We start from the raw sequence: 13,166 nt of genomic DNA, 5'->3' as shown, positions 1-13,166 counted from the left end.
TCGACCCGCACGCGGTCGGTGTCACTAACGGACACGGTGTCCAGCAGCTCGCAACGTCTCTTTCACCTGTCCGATCGTCATGTCGCCGAAGTGGAAGACACTTGCGGCGAGCACTGCGTCGGCGCCGGCATCGACGGCTGCTGGGAAGTGATCGAGCCGTCCGGCGCCACCACTCGCGATGAGCGGTACCTGTGTAACGTCACGGACCGCCCGAATCATTTCCAGGTCGAAGCCGTCCTTCGTCCCGTCGGCGTCCATCGAGTTGAGCAGGATCTCCCCCGCGCCGAGGCGCGTCGCGGTGCGGGCCCACTCGACGGCGTCCAGACCGGCGGACGTGCGACCGCCGTGGGTCGTGACCTCGAAGCCGCTGGGCTGCTCGCTGCTGCGGCGGGCGTCGACGCTCAGGACCAGCACCTGGTTGCCGAACCGGTGGGCGATCTCGGCGATGACCTCCGGGCGGTTGATCGCCGCGGTGTTGATGCCGACCTTGTCCGCGCCGGCGCGCAGCAGCTTGTCGACGTCCTCGGGGGTCCGGACTCCCCCGCCGACGGTCAGCGGGATGAACACCTGGTCGGCGGTGCGTCCGACGACGTCGAAGGTCGTGGCGCGGTTGCCCGACGAGGCGGTGATGTCCAGGAAGGTCAGCTCGTCGGCGCCCTCGGCGTCGTAGACCTTGGCCATCTCCACCGGGTCACCGGCATCGCGCAGGTTGACGAAGTTGACGCCCTTGACGACGCGACCGTTGTCGACGTCCAGGCACGGGATCACACGGACGGCAAGACTCACCGGACGAGCCTACCGGGGGCCACCGATCTTTCTGCCTTTGCGGTGCCGGGACTACCCAAACGCAGCTACGTCCGTCCGCAGGGCGACCGATCTTTCTGCGTTTGCGCTGCTGGGGTTACCCAAACGTCGAAGGATCCGTTGCCCCGCGGCGGAAGAGGATGCCTTCGCCGCCGTCGAATCGGACGCCGTGGATGGCTGCGGCGCGGGCGACCTCGGTGAAGCCCAGCTGGGTGTGCAGGTCGATGGACGCCGTGTTCTGGGCGTTGGCGAAGTACCAGGACTCGTCGGCCCGCGCAAAGATCCACGCCAGCCGGGCCGTCGTGAGGCGCCGGGCCAGTCCTGCGCGACGGTACAGCGGGAGCACCGTGACACCGGTGAGGTACCAACCGGCCGGCGCCGCGTCGTCCGGATGCTGCTCGAGCCGGTGCGCCTGGGCGAAGGCAGCGATCACGCCCTCCACCTCGGCGACCAGCAGCAGCCGCTCGCCCCGGGCCGCCTTGTCGATCGCGGCCGCCCAGTCGTCCCGGGTCCGCACGACGACCGTTATGTCGAAAGCCAGGAGCCCTTCGACATCGTCGTGGACCGCGGGGCGCAGCACCGCGGCGGACGCCATGGTTCAGCCGCGGACGGCCGCGAGCGCCTCGGGCAGCGTGAAGGCTCCGGCGTACAGGGCCTTGCCGACGATGGCGCCCTCGACGCCGATGCCGGTCAGGGTCGCGATGTCGCGCAGGTCCTGCAGGCTCGAGACGCCGCCGGAGGCGACGACGGGCTTGTCGGTGGCCGCGCACACCCGGCGCAGCAGCTCCAGGTTCGGGCCGGTCAGGGTGCCGTCCTTCGTGACGTCGGTGACGACGTAGCGGGCGCAGCCGTCGCGGTCGAGCCGGGCGAGGACGTCGAACAGGTCGCCGCCCTCCTCGGTCCAGCCACGTGCGGCCAGCGTCGTCCCTCGGACGTCCAGGCCCACGGCGATCCGATCGCCGTACTGGCCGATGGCCTTGGCGCACCAGTCGGGGTTCTCGATCGCGGCCGTGCCCAGGTTGACGCGGGTGCAGCCCGTCGCGAGCGCAGCCTCGAGGGACGCGTCGTCGCGGATGCCGCCGGACAGCTCGACCTTCACGTCGAGGCGGCCGACGACCTCGGCCAGCAGCTCACGGTTGGAGCCCTTGCCGAAGGCAGCGTCCAGGTCGACCAGGTGGATCCACTCCGCTCCGTCCGTTTGCCACTGCAGGGCGGCGTCGAGCGGGGATCCGTAGGCGGTCTCGCTGCCGAGCTCACCTTGGACGAGGCGCACGGCCTGTCCATCGGCGACGTCGACGGCGGGGAGAAGTTCGAGGGTCACGCGGCTGATGCTATCTGTCGGCAACTGCGCCCATCGTGCCGGTACGAAGGTCATCCTAGTTCCCGGTTTCTGGCTCGGCGCCTGGTCGTGGGACCGCATCGTCCCCGCTCTCGAGGCCGTCGGGCACGACGTCACCGCCGTGACGCTGCCCGGTCTGGAGTCGGTCGACGCCGACCGCTCCGGCATCGGGCTGGCCGAGCACGTGGCCGCGGTCGTCGACCTCGTGGACGCGTCCGACGACCTCACCGACGCCCAGCTCGCCGACTTCCGTGCCCGCGCGGTTCCCCATCCCGCGGCCGCGGCCCGCGACCTGCAGGTGCTCCGCGACGAGGCCCGCTGGCGCGTCCCGGTGACGCTCATCACGACGACGTTCCCGCGACGAGATCGGCGCGTACACCGCCGCGGGCGAGGACTACTTCGCCGAGCTGCCCACCGGTCACTGGCCGCAGTTCTCCAGACACGAGCAGCTCGCCGAGATCCTGCGCGAGGTCGTCCGCTGAAACGGCTGTGCCGGCGACGCCGTGCGGCTAGGTTCGTGCCTTCGTCCCCATCACCGAAGGATCCCGATGCGCACCACCGCCCGCCTCGCCGCGACACTCCTGACCACCTCGATCGCCGTCGCCGGCACCGCCACCGTCGCGGCGGCCGAGACCACGACGCTCAAGGACAAGGCGAGCGACGTCCTCAGCTACACCAGCATGAAGGACGAACGAGGCACCGTCCTGGGCTACGCGGAGAGCGTCGCCTCCGGCGTCGATCTGCGGAGCCTCCGCGTCAAGCACACCAAGAAGTCGGTCGGCGTCACCGTCAAGTTCTCCAGCCTCAATGGCGACGCGCTGCCCATGGTCAGCATCCGTCTCGACGGCAGGTCCAAGCCGAGCCGCTTCGTGGTCGTCGCCGGCGAGGGCAAAGCCCGTGTCATCGACACGCAGGAGACACGTCGTTGCCACGCTCCCATGACCGTCCGGCTGGGCGCGAAGGGCTACCTCAACGTGGTCGTCCCACGCTCGTGCCTCGGCGATCCCCGGCGCGTCAAGGTGTCGGCGTTCGCAGCGACGGAGGGACTGCAGGACGACAACGCTCCGTTCCTCACCGACGCCGTGTCCCCCACCAATGTCCACGCCCAGCACTGGACCAAGTGGCTCAAGGCCAGCTGACGACCGACACCGTCTGCAGGGGGCGACCCGACGTCACAGCGTCGCGAGCCAGTTCTGCAGCAGCAGCATCCCGGCGTCGCCGGACTTCTCGGGGTGGAACTGGGTCGCCCACAGCGGACCGTGCTCGACGGCCGAGACGAACCGCTCACCCTCGTACTCGGTCCACGTGACGGCCGGGTCCGGGAACGCCGGCGGCTGCGACAGCACCCAGTCGCGCAGACCGTAGGAGTGCACGAAGTAGAACCGCTCGTCCTCGATGCCGGCGAACATCCGCGAGCCCTCGCCGGGCTCGACGGTGTTCCAGCCCATGTGGGGGACGATCGGCGCCTGCAGCTTCTCGATGACGCCGGGCCACTCGGCACAGCCCTCTGTGCGGACGCCGTGCTCGATGCCCTCGGCGAACAGGATCTGCATGCCGACGCAGATGCCCATGACGGGCCGGCCCGCGATGAGGCGCCGCTCGATGATGCGCACGCCGTCGACCTCGCGCAGGCCGCGCATGCACGACTCGAATGCGCCGACGCCAGGCACCAGCAGGCCGTCGGCCTCGGCAGCGACGGTGGCGTCGTCGGTCAAGGTGACGTCGGCGCCGGCGCGCTCGACCGCGCGCACGGCCGAGCGCAGGTTGCCCGAGCCGTAGTCGAGCACCGCGACCCGGGGACGGGTCACAGGGCGCCCTTGGTGCTGGGAATGCCCGTCTCACGAGGATCCAGCGCGATGGCCTTGCGCAGCGCTCGCGCGACGGCCTTGAACTGCGCCTCGGCGATGTGGTGCGGGTCGCGGCCGTCGATCAGGCGCACGTGCATCGTCATCGCGGCGTGGTGCGCGAGCGACTCCAGGACGTGGGCGGTCAGCGAGCCGGAGTACTGGCCGCCGATGACGGCGGTGATCTGGCGCTCGGGCTCACCGGAGTGCACGAAGTACGGACGTCCGGACACGTCGACGACGGCCTGCGCGATCGCCTCGTCCAGCGGGACGAGCGCGTCGCCGTAGCGGGTGATGCCGATCTTGTCGCCGAGCGCCTCACGGATCGCCTGACCCAGGCAGATCGCGGTGTCCTCGACGGTGTGGTGGGCGTCGATGTGCAGATCGCCCTCGGTGCGCACCGTCAGGTCGATCAGGGAGTGGCGCGAGAACGCCGTCAGCATGTGGTCGTAGAAGCCGACGCCCGTGGAGATGTCGTTGCGGCCGGTTCCGTCGAGGTCGACCTCGACCATGACGTGCGACTCGGAGGTCTTTCGCTCGATGCGTGCGGTGCGCGCCATCAGATGACCTCCAGGAGTGCTTGTCGGAATGCGTCCATCTCCTCGGGGGTGCCGATCGAGACGCGCAACCATCCTAGGGGGCCGACCTCACGGATCAGGACGCCGCGGTCCAGCAGGCCCTGCCAGATGGCGTGCCGGTCCTCGAAGGTGCCGAACAGCACGAAGTTCGCATCGGACTCAGCGACGTCCAGGCCGCGGTCCCGCAGCCACGCTGCGGTCTCGTCGCGGGTCGTGCGCAGCGCGTCGACCGCGGCCAGCAGCTCGTCCTCGTGCCGCAGGGCCGCCGTCGCTGCCGCCTGGCTCACGGCGGACAGGTGATAGGGCAGCCGGACGATGCGCAGCGCGTCGATGATCGCCGGGTCGGCGGCGACGTACCCGAGCCGCCCACCGGCCAGCGCGAACGCCTTGCTCATGGTCCGGGTGACCAGCAGCCGCGGGAAGGCGTCCAGCAGCTCCAGCGCCGTCGGGGTGCCGGCGCGGCGGAACTCGGCGTACGCCTCGTCGACCACGACGACGCCGGGCGCCGCCTCCAGGATCGCGCGGGTGTGTGCGGGGTCCAGAGCCGTGCCGGTCGGGTTGTTGGGCGAGGTCAGGATCACGACATCGGGCTGCTCGGCGGCGATGAGCTCCAGCGCGGCATCGACGTCGATGCCGAAGTCGTCGCGGCGTCGCCCGGCGATCCACCGGGTGTGCGTGTTGCGGGCGTACTCGGGATACATCGAGTACGTCGGGGCGAAGGAGACCGCGGTGCGTCCGGGCCCGCCGAAGGCCTGCAGCACCTGCTGCATGATCTCGTTCGACCCGTTGGCCGCCCACACGTGATCGGCGGTCAGCCCGTGCCCGAGATAGGCCGCGAGCGATGCGCGCAGCTCACTGGCCTCCCGGTCCGGGTAGCGGTTGAGGCTGGTCGCGACCTTCAGCACCGACTCGGCGATGTCGCGCGCCGTCTCGTCACTGGGACCGTACGGGTTCTCGTTGGTGTTGAGCTGGACCGGCACGTCGAGCTGCGGCGCACCATAGGGCTCCTCGTCCCGCAGCTCCTCACGGATCGGGACCCAGGCGGGAACCGGCATCAGCGTGACATCCGGACCGACACGGCAGCGCCGTGCGAGGGCAGGTTCTCGGCCTCGGCGAGGGTGACGACGTGATCGCCCACCTCGCGCAGGGCCGACTCCGAGTAGGTCACGACGTGCATGTTCTTGCAGAACGCCCGGACCGACAGGCCCGAGGAGTGGCACGCGCAGCCGGCCGTCGGCAGGACGTGGTTCGACCCGGCCGCGTAGTCGCCCAGCGACACCGGGGTGTGCGAGCCGACGAAGATCGCGCCGGCGTTGACGATGCGCTCGGCCACGGCGGACGCATCGGCGGTGTGCACCTCGAGGTGCTCGGCGGCGTAGCCGTTGGCCACGTCGATCGCCTGGTCGATGTCGCGGACCAGCACGATCGCGGACTGGGGGCCGTCCAGGGCGGTGCGGATGCGCGAGGCGTGCTTCGCGGTGTCGACCTGCAGGTCCACCTCGACCTCGACCGCGGTCGCCAGCACGTCGCTGTCGGTGATCAGGACGCTGGCAGCCATCGGGTCGTGCTCGGCCTGGCTGATCAGGTCGGCGGCGACGAAGGCCGGGTCGGCGGTGTCGTCGGCGATGATCGCGATCTCGGTCGGCCCGGCCTCCGAATCGATGCTGACCGTGCCCTGCAGGTGGCGCTTGGCCGCCGCGACGTAGATGTTGCCCGGGCCGGTGATCAGGTTGACCGGACGGCAGTCGACCCGGCCATCGGACGCTGCACCGTAGGCGAACATCGCCAGCGCCTGCGCTCCCCCGGCGGCGTAGACCTCGTCGATGCCCAGCAGCGCGCACGCGGCGAGGATCGAGGGGTGCGGGAGGCCGTCGAACTCGGCCTGCGGCGGGCTGGCCAGCGCGATGCCGGGCACTCCCGCGACCTGGGCCGGGACGGCGTTCATGATGACCGTGCTGATCAGCGGCGCGAGGCCGCCGGGGACGTAGAGACCGACCCGCTGCATCGGGACGATGCGGCGCTCGACCGTCGCACCGGGGGCGACATCGGTGACCAGCGACTGCTCGAGCTCGGCGATGCAGGTCTGCCGCAGCCGGCGGATGGACTCCTCCAGCGCGGTGCGGATCTCGGGGGCCAGGTTCGCCAGCGCATCGGCCAGCGCGGACGCCGGGACGCGCAGCTGTGCGGGACGCACGCCGTCGAACTTCTCGCCCGCGTCGAGCACGGCCTCCGTGCCACGCTCGCGCACGTCGTCGCAGATCGGGCGCACGGCGGCCAGCGCGTGCTCGACGTCGACCGCCGCGCGGGGCACGGCAGCGCTGTAGGCCACCGTCGACTCGTCGGGGGTAGGGGCAAGCGTGCGCAGGTCAAGACGTCGTATCACGGCTATCAGTCTACGGAAGCATTACGGTGGGGTCGTGGCCGCCAACCAGAAGCCTGTCGACTCCACCCCAGCCTTCGCTGCACTGCACCGTGCCGGGGTCAAGTTCGCGGCGCACTCGTACGTGCACGACCCGCGCGCGGAGTCCTTCGGCATGGAGGCCGCCGAAGCCCTCGGGGTCGAGCCTGCCCGGGTGTTCAAGACGTTGATGGCGGTCATCGACGGTGAGCTGTGCGTCGGTGTGGTGCCGGTCATGGGCTCGCTCGACCTCAAGGCGCTCGCCGATGCGCTGGGCGGCAAGCGCGCCCAGATGGCCGATGCGGCCCAGGCCCAGCGGGCCACCGGCTACGTCATCGGTGGCATCTCGCCGGTCGGGCAGAAGAAGGCCCATCGCACCGTGATCGACCGGTCCGCCTCGCAGTGGCCGACGATCTTCGTCTCGGGCGGACGCCGCGGGCTCGAGGCCGAGATCGCCCCGGCCGACCTGACCCGCATCACCCGCGCCGTGCTGGCCCGGATCGCTCGCTAGGCCCGGCGGTCGGCGCCCCACGTCGCGCCGATCACGCCGAGGAGGCCGAAGATCGGCCACACCAGGAAGGGCGCGACGGAGTCGACCGCCAGCCGTGACGGCAGGGTGTCGCCGGGCTGCACGTCGCGGACCGAGGCCGGGGACGGCGGTCCGAGGTCCACACCGATCCGCCACGCGATCAGCGCCGCCAACACGGTCGCCACGATCGTCACCGGCACCACCAGCCAGCCCGCATCGGGCAGCAGTTGCACGATGCCCCAGCCGGCGGCGAGCGAGACCACGAGGCCGACCAGGACGAACATCACCACGACCTGGAACTGTCCGCGGGACGCCGCCTCGGTCAGCAGGATGCCGCGGTCGCTCACCTGCCACTGGGACGGATCGGCCAGCCACAGCCACACCAGCCCCGCGGCCAGGCCCAGCGCCAGGGTCGCCAGGGCCAGGGTCAGCATGCGGCGCGCCGGCAGGACTGCGCCGAGCGCCGAGCGCCCGTGGGAGGCCGGGGACGAGGGGTTCACGACAGACAATGGGGACCCAGCAGCTCTTTGAGATCGGCGATCAGCGAGGACGACTGCGCCACCCGCAGGCTGTCGTCCAGGCGCATGATCTTCGTCGTCCCGTTGCCGATCAGCCGCAGGTGGACCTCGGACATGCCCGGATGCGCTGACAGGACCTGCTTGAACGTCCCGATCGTGTCGGCCGTGCACCGGGCCACCGGCAGGCTGACCACGAGCGGACGCTCGGGACCGCCCGAGCCCATCGCCGGCAGGGTCACCTCCAGCGCGTTGAGCTCGACGCCCTCGTCCTTGCGGCGCACCCTGCCCTTGACCACGACGATCGTGTCGGGCACCAGCACCGGCATCGCCAGCTGGTAGGCGCCGGGGAAGACCATGATCTCGATGCCGCCCTCGAGGTCCTCCAGCGTGACCGAGGCCCAGCTGTCGCCCTTCTTGCTCATGCGGCGCTGGACGCCGGTGATCAGGCCGCAGATGCGCACCGTGCTGCCGTCGGGCAGCTCGGCATTGCCCAGCAGCTCACCGACCGTGCAGTCGCTGCTCGCGCGCAGCACGTGCTCCAGGCCCTGCAGCGGGTGATCGGAGACGTACAGCCCGAGCATGTCGCGCTCGAAGGCCAGCAGCTGGGTCTTCTCCCACTCCGGCATCGTGTCGGGGACGTCGATCGTGCCGCCGGTGAACAGCGCCTCGTCCGCACCACCGAATAGCGAGTCCTGGCCGATCGCGGCCTGGCGCTTGAGGTCGATGTACAGGTCGACGCCCTCCTCGGCGACCGTCGTCAGCGCGCGGCGACGGTGCCCCAGGGAGTCGAAGGCGCCTGCCTTGATGAGCGAGTCCAGGACCCGCTTGTTGCACACGTGCGCCGGGACCTTGTCGAGGAAGTCGTTGAAGTCGCGGTAGGGACCGCCGGTCGTGCGCCCCTCGACGATGCCGGCCACGACGTTCTCACCGATGTTGCGGATCGCGCCGAGACCGAAGCGGATGTCGGCGCCGACCGAGGCGAAGTTGGAGACCGACTCGTTGACGTCCGGCGGCAGCACCTTGATGCCCATGCGGCGGCACTCGTTGAGGTAGATCGCCGACTTGTCCTTGTCGACGCGGGTGCTGGTCAGCAGCGCGGCCATGTACTCGGCCGGATAGTTGGCCTTGAGGTACGCCGTCCAGTAGCTGATGACGCCGTACGCCGCGGAGTGCGCCTTGTTGAAGGCGTAGTCCGAGAACGGGAGCAGGATCTCCCACAGCGCCGTGATCGCCTTCTGGGAGTAGCCGCGCTCGAGCATGCCAGCCTGGAAGCCGGCGTACTGCTTGTCGAGCTCGGACTTCTTCTTCTTGCCCATCGCGCGGCGCAGGTTGTCGGCCTGTCCGAGGGAGAACCCGGCCAGCACCTGGGCGATCTCCATGACCTGCTCCTGATAGACGATCAGGCCGTAGGTCTCCCCCAGCACCGTCTCCAGGGGCTTCTCGAGCTCGGGGTGGATCGGGTCGATCGGCTCGCGGCCGTTCTTGCGGCGGGCGTACTTGTTGTGCGAGTCCGCGCCCATCGGACCGGGCCGGTACAGCGCGCCGACGGCCGAGATGTCCTCGAACTTGTCGGGCTTCATGCTGCGCAGCAGCGCGCGCATGGGGCCGCCGTCGAGCTGGAACACTCCCAAGGTGTCGCCGCGGGCCAGCAGGTCGTACGTCGCGGGGTCGTCGAAGGTGAGGTCTTCCAGCACCAGGTCGATGTCACGGTTGCGCTTGATGTTGATCAGCGCGTCGTCGAGCACCGTGAGGTTGCGCAACCCCAGGAAGTCCATCTTGACCAGCCCGAGCGCCTCGCACATCGGGTAGTCGAACTGCGTGATGATCGCGCCGTCCTGCTCGCGCTTCATGATCGGCACGATGTCGATCAAGGGATCGCTGGACATGATGACGCCGGCGGCGTGGACGCCCCACTGGCGGATCTGGCCCTCGAGTCCGAGCGCGGTCTGGTAGATCTTGCGGACGTCGGCGTCCTCGTCGTGCAGCTTGCGGAAGTCCGCGCCGTCGCCGTACCGCTTGTCGTCCTTGTCGAACAGGCCCTTGAGCGTCACGCCCTTGCCCATGATGTCGGCGGGCAGCGCCTTGGTGATGCGCTCGCCGTGGGAGAACGGGTAGTCCATGACCCGCGCGGCGTCCTTGATGGCCGCCTTGGACTTGAGCCGGCCGAACGTCGCGATCATCGCGACGCGCTCCTCGCCGTACTTGTTGCTGACGTACCGGATGACCTCGGCGCGTCGACGCTCGTCGAAGTCGATGTCGAAGTCAGGCATCGAGGGACGCTCGGGGTTGAGGAAGCGCTCGAAGATCAGGCCGTGCGTGAGCGGGCACAGATCGGTGATCCGCAGGGCGTAGGCCGCGATCGAGCCGGCACCTGATCCACGACCGGGCCCGACACGGATGCCGTTGTCCTTGGCCCAGTTGATGAAGTCGGCGACCACGAGGTAGTAGCCGCAGTAGCCCTTGGTGCGGACGACGTCGAGCTCCATCTCGGTGCGCGCGCGCACCTCGTCGGTCAGCTTGTCGCCGGGATAGCGGCTCTCGATGCCGCGCCAGACCTCCTTGACGAACCAGCTCTCCTCGGTCTCGCCCTCGGGGATGTCGGCGCGCGCCATGTAGCCACCGTTGGACTCGGTGAACTCGACATTGCAGCGCTCGGCGATCAGGAGGGTGTTGTCGCACGCCTCCTTGAGGTCGAAGCGGTGCTCCCACAGGTCACGCATCTCGGCGGCGGACTTGATGTAGAAGTCGTTGGAGTCGAACTTGAACCGGTTGGGGTCGGTCAGCGTGCTGCCGGACTGGACGCACAGCAGGGCCGAGTGCGCCTCGGCGTCCTCAGGGCTGGTGTAGTGCGAGTCGTTGGTCGCGATGGCGGGCAGGCCCAGGTCGGCCTTGAGCCGCAGCAGGCCGTCGCGCACGGTGCGCTCGATCTCCAGGCCGTGGTCCATCAGCTCGAGGAAGAAGTTCTCCTTGCCGAAGATGTCCTGGAACTCGGCCGCCGAGGCGCGGGCCTTGTCGTAGTTGCCGATGCGCAGCCAGGTCTGGATCTCGCCCGACGGACAGCCCGTCGTCGCGATGAGGCCCTTGCCGAAGCGCTGCAGGAGGTCACGGTCCGCGCGGGGCTTGCGGTACTGGCCCTCGAGGCTCGCGTACGAGCCGATGCGGAACAGGTTGTGCATGCCCTCGGTCGTCTCGGACAGCAGCGTCATGTGCGTGTAGGCACCGCGTCCGGCGACATCGGCGTCCTTGGCGCCCTTGTTCCACTGCACGGCCTTCTTCTCCGTGCGGGGGATGTTGGGCGTCAGGTACGCCTCCATGCCGATGATCGGCTTGACCCCGTGCTTCTTGGCCTTGCTGTAGAAGTCGTACGCACCGTGCAGGTTGCCGTGATCGGTCATCGCGATCGCCGGCATCTCCAGCTCGGCGGTGCGCTCGAAGAGGCCGTCGAGCAGCGCCGCTCCGTCGAGCATCGAGTACTCCGTGTGCACGTGCAGGTGCACGAATGAGTCGCTCGACATCGAGAAATGGCCTCCTCGGCGGGTGGTTGACGGAAGGTCTACAGCCTAGTCGAGAGGTCCGACCAGAACGGCCACCCCGCAACCGCGTCCCGCCCTGCGCGCCCGAGAAATCAGCGTCGCAAGTGCTGGCGGTGGGGACCGTCACACGCCATCATGGGGGCAGATCTGTTCGTCCAGGGGGAAACATGCCACTCCACGCCGTCCTCGTCAGCGGTCCGATCGGACCCGACACCATCGACCTGCCGGGCGAGCCCGCCCGGCTCCGCGAGGCGGTGCAGGGGCTGCGCGACCTCACGCGCCAGCTCGGGCAGGTCTCCGAGCAGCTGCAGCAGGCCAATCCGCCCCAGGGCAGCCGCGGCCGCACGGTGCTGGCGCTGTCGCGCGGCGCGCAGCGTGCCGGCACGGCCCTCGAGGCGGACGCCCGGCAGCTCGGCGAGCTCGCCGACTCGATCGAGGCCGCCGCCGACGCGCTCGCGCAGGGCCAGGACGGTCTCGACGGCCTCCGGCAGCGGTGGCGCGCGGCCCGGCAGGGACTGCGGCAGGCCCTCCAGGACGCGAAGGGCGGACCGCACGACCCCGGCGCGCTGATCCGGCGCATCGACGCCCACACCGCCGAGCCCCACGATGCGCAGTTCCGCCGCCAGGCCGGGCTCAGCTTCACCGACGGCGGCGGTGGGGCGCAGGCAGAGGCGATGCTGCTCGAGCAGGGCGGAGCACTCCAGCAGGCCATTGGCGAGTACCGCCGTGAGGTGCGCGGCATCGTCGACGAGTACGCCGACCTCATGCAGAAGGCGAAGAACGCCGACAACGACGTCGACCGCCGGCTCCCCCGCCGCGCGGAGGCCTCGCTGGGCGCGGTCCGCGGCGACGGCTCCGGCGAGCCGAGCCCCGAGATCTCATCCCCCGAGGCGGTGCAGTCGCTCGGCGAGCAGCTGCTCGACGCCGCCAAGGCGCTCGGCCAGGCGGCCGACCGCCTCGAGGACATCCGGTTGGCGATCCGCGCCGGCCGGATGCTTCCCGAGGAGGAGCGCGTCGGCAGCAACAACGGCTTCAAGCGCGACTGGACCGAGCACCTCGAGTCGGTGCGCGAGTCGCTCACCGCGGGTCGCCGCGCCGCCGACACCGCCGCCGACCGCCTGCGCCAGGCCGACGACGACAGCGCCGCCGACATCCGTCAGGCCCTGCGCGGTCACTGACCCGCCGGGCACCCGCGATACTGGGGGCATGGCTGAGCACCCGGACCGCGAGAAGCAGACCTACGACACCGTCGACGACTACATCGCGGCGGCGACGTACGAGATCGAGCCACGGCTGCAGGAGATGCGATCGGTGATCCGTGCCGCACTGCCGGACGCCGAGGAGATCATCACCCACAACATCCCCTCGTACCGCCAGCACGGCGTCGTCGTGGTCCAGTTCGCCGGCCACGACGAGCACACCTCGCTCAGCTTCTTCCCCGCAGGGGCCGTCCGCGCCCGGTTCGACGCCGAGCTGCAGCCCTACCGGGTCGTGAAGTCATCCGTGCGCTTCCCCCTCGACCAGCCGCTGCCAGTCGGGCTGATCGCCGACATCGCGCGGTTCCGGCTGGCCGAGGCCCAGGAGTTCGCGGCCCGTCGCCGCTCGGGACACTGACCTCCCGAC

At 70.1% G+C, this 13,166-nt stretch carries 14 protein-coding genes; 4 read left to right on the top strand and 10 right to left on the bottom strand.

Annotated features, from left to right (window positions below):
• Positions 1 to 24 precede the first annotated feature (24 nt).
• The 4 genes from hisF to NQV15_RS07085 form a co-directional block, all read right to left on the bottom strand.
• Positions 25 to 786, bottom strand: coding sequence for an imidazole glycerol phosphate synthase subunit HisF (gene hisF, locus NQV15_RS07100; RefSeq protein ID WP_232399125.1), 762 nt, complete (start codon positions 784 to 786; stop codon positions 25 to 27).
• A gap of 115 nt (positions 787 to 901) precedes the next feature.
• Positions 902 to 1,399: a GNAT family N-acetyltransferase gene (locus tag NQV15_RS07095; protein WP_232399124.1), complete on the bottom strand. Its 498-nt coding sequence runs from the start codon at positions 1,397 to 1,399 to the stop codon at positions 902 to 904.
• A 3-nt stretch (positions 1,400 to 1,402) separates the two neighbouring features.
• A complete protein-coding gene (gene priA / locus NQV15_RS07090; RefSeq protein ID WP_232399123.1) occupies positions 1,403 to 2,179 on the bottom strand; it encodes a bifunctional 1-(5-phosphoribosyl)-5-((5-phosphoribosylamino)methylideneamino)imidazole-4-carboxamide isomerase/phosphoribosylanthranilate isomerase PriA in 777 nt (258 codons plus the stop codon).
• A gap of 1 nt (position 2,180) precedes the next feature.
• Complete coding sequence (locus tag NQV15_RS07085; protein WP_232399122.1) at positions 2,181 to 2,522, bottom strand: hypothetical protein; 342 nt, start codon at positions 2,520 to 2,522, stop codon at positions 2,181 to 2,183.
• Positions 2,523 to 2,691: 169 nt separating this feature from the next.
• On the opposite strand from NQV15_RS07085, the gene NQV15_RS07080 reads away from it, so the two are divergent.
• Positions 2,692 to 3,282, top strand: coding sequence for a hypothetical protein (locus NQV15_RS07080; protein ID WP_232399121.1), 591 nt, complete (start codon positions 2,692 to 2,694; stop codon positions 3,280 to 3,282).
• Positions 3,283 to 3,315: 33 nt separating this feature from the next.
• Here NQV15_RS07080 and hisH read toward each other — a convergent pair whose 3' ends face one another.
• The 4 genes from hisH to hisD are packed head-to-tail and all read right to left on the bottom strand — an operon-like array spanning position 3,316 to position 6,930.
• Complete coding sequence (gene hisH, locus NQV15_RS07075; RefSeq protein ID WP_232399120.1) at positions 3,316 to 3,951, bottom strand: imidazole glycerol phosphate synthase subunit HisH; 636 nt, start codon at positions 3,949 to 3,951, stop codon at positions 3,316 to 3,318.
• Positions 3,948 to 4,547, bottom strand: a complete 600-nt coding sequence (hisB, locus tag NQV15_RS07070) for an imidazoleglycerol-phosphate dehydratase HisB (RefSeq protein ID WP_232399119.1) — start codon at positions 4,545 to 4,547, stop codon at positions 3,948 to 3,950. The genes hisH and hisB overlap by 4 nt, the downstream gene beginning before the upstream one ends.
• On the bottom strand, positions 4,547 to 5,620 hold the full coding sequence (locus tag NQV15_RS07065) for a histidinol-phosphate transaminase (protein ID WP_232399118.1): 1,074 nt from the start codon (positions 5,618 to 5,620) through the stop codon (positions 4,547 to 4,549). Before NQV15_RS07065 ends, hisB begins: the two co-directional genes overlap by 1 nt.
• Positions 5,620 to 6,930, bottom strand: a complete 1,311-nt coding sequence (gene hisD / locus NQV15_RS07060) for a histidinol dehydrogenase (protein WP_232399799.1) — start codon at positions 6,928 to 6,930, stop codon at positions 5,620 to 5,622. Before hisD ends, NQV15_RS07065 begins: the two co-directional genes overlap by 1 nt.
• A 52-nt stretch (positions 6,931 to 6,982) precedes the next feature.
• Here hisD and ybaK point away from each other — a divergent pair, with 52 nt between their 5' ends.
• Positions 6,983 to 7,474 (top strand): Cys-tRNA(Pro) deacylase, encoded by a 492-nt coding sequence (ybaK, locus tag NQV15_RS07055; RefSeq protein ID WP_232399117.1) that lies wholly within the window; start codon positions 6,983 to 6,985, stop codon positions 7,472 to 7,474.
• Here ybaK and NQV15_RS07050 read toward each other — a convergent pair.
• Both NQV15_RS07050 and dnaE read right to left on the bottom strand, forming a co-directional pair.
• Entirely contained in the window at positions 7,471 to 7,992 is a 522-nt protein-coding gene (locus NQV15_RS07050; protein ID WP_232399116.1) for a hypothetical protein, read from the bottom strand. The genes ybaK and NQV15_RS07050 overlap by 4 nt on opposite strands.
• Positions 7,989 to 11,525, bottom strand: a complete 3,537-nt coding sequence (gene dnaE, locus NQV15_RS07045; protein ID WP_232399115.1) for a DNA polymerase III subunit alpha — start codon at positions 11,523 to 11,525, stop codon at positions 7,989 to 7,991. Before dnaE ends, NQV15_RS07050 begins: the two co-directional genes overlap by 4 nt.
• Positions 11,526 to 11,710: 185 nt before the next feature.
• On the opposite strand from dnaE, the gene NQV15_RS07040 reads away from it, so the two are divergent.
• Positions 11,711 to 12,721, top strand: coding sequence for an Mce/MlaD family protein (locus tag NQV15_RS07040; RefSeq protein ID WP_232399114.1), 1,011 nt, complete (start codon positions 11,711 to 11,713; stop codon positions 12,719 to 12,721).
• Positions 12,722 to 12,749: 28 nt separating this feature from the next.
• Positions 12,750 to 13,157: an iron chaperone gene (locus tag NQV15_RS07035; RefSeq protein ID WP_232399113.1), complete on the top strand. Its 408-nt coding sequence runs from the start codon at positions 12,750 to 12,752 to the stop codon at positions 13,155 to 13,157.
• Positions 13,158 to 13,166: the final 9 nt, after the last annotated feature.

Origin of the sequence: Aeromicrobium wangtongii (genome assembly GCF_024584515.1) — a bacterium.
GTDB lineage: Bacteria > Actinomycetota > Actinomycetes > Propionibacteriales > Nocardioidaceae > Aeromicrobium > Aeromicrobium wangtongii.
The sequence above is the reverse complement of the archived record's forward strand: the minus strand, read 5'-3'. Positions and strand labels throughout refer to the sequence as shown.

Bases quoted from the DNA above. Each gene is read 5' to 3' on its own strand.
- NQV15_RS07095 (WP_232399124.1), bottom strand. From the start codon at position 1,399: ATGGCGTCCGCCGCGGTGCTGCGCCCCGCGGTCCACGACGATGTCGAA.
- priA (WP_232399123.1), bottom strand. From the start codon at position 2,179: ATGACCTTCGTACCGGCACGATGGGCGCAGTTGCCGACAGATAGCATC.
- NQV15_RS07080 (WP_232399121.1), top strand. From the start codon at position 2,692: ATGCGCACCACCGCCCGCCTCGCCGCGACACTCCTGACCACCTCGATC.
- hisB (WP_232399119.1), bottom strand. From the start codon at position 4,547: ATGGCGCGCACCGCACGCATCGAGCGAAAGACCTCCGAGTCGCACGTC.
- NQV15_RS07065 (WP_232399118.1), bottom strand. From the start codon at position 5,620: ATGCCGGTTCCCGCCTGGGTCCCGATCCGTGAGGAGCTGCGGGACGAG.
- dnaE (WP_232399115.1), bottom strand. From the start codon at position 11,525: ATGTCGAGCGACTCATTCGTGCACCTGCACGTGCACACGGAGTACTCG.
- NQV15_RS07040 (WP_232399114.1), top strand. From the start codon at position 11,711: ATGCCACTCCACGCCGTCCTCGTCAGCGGTCCGATCGGACCCGACACC.
- NQV15_RS07035 (WP_232399113.1), top strand. From the start codon at position 12,750: ATGGCTGAGCACCCGGACCGCGAGAAGCAGACCTACGACACCGTCGAC.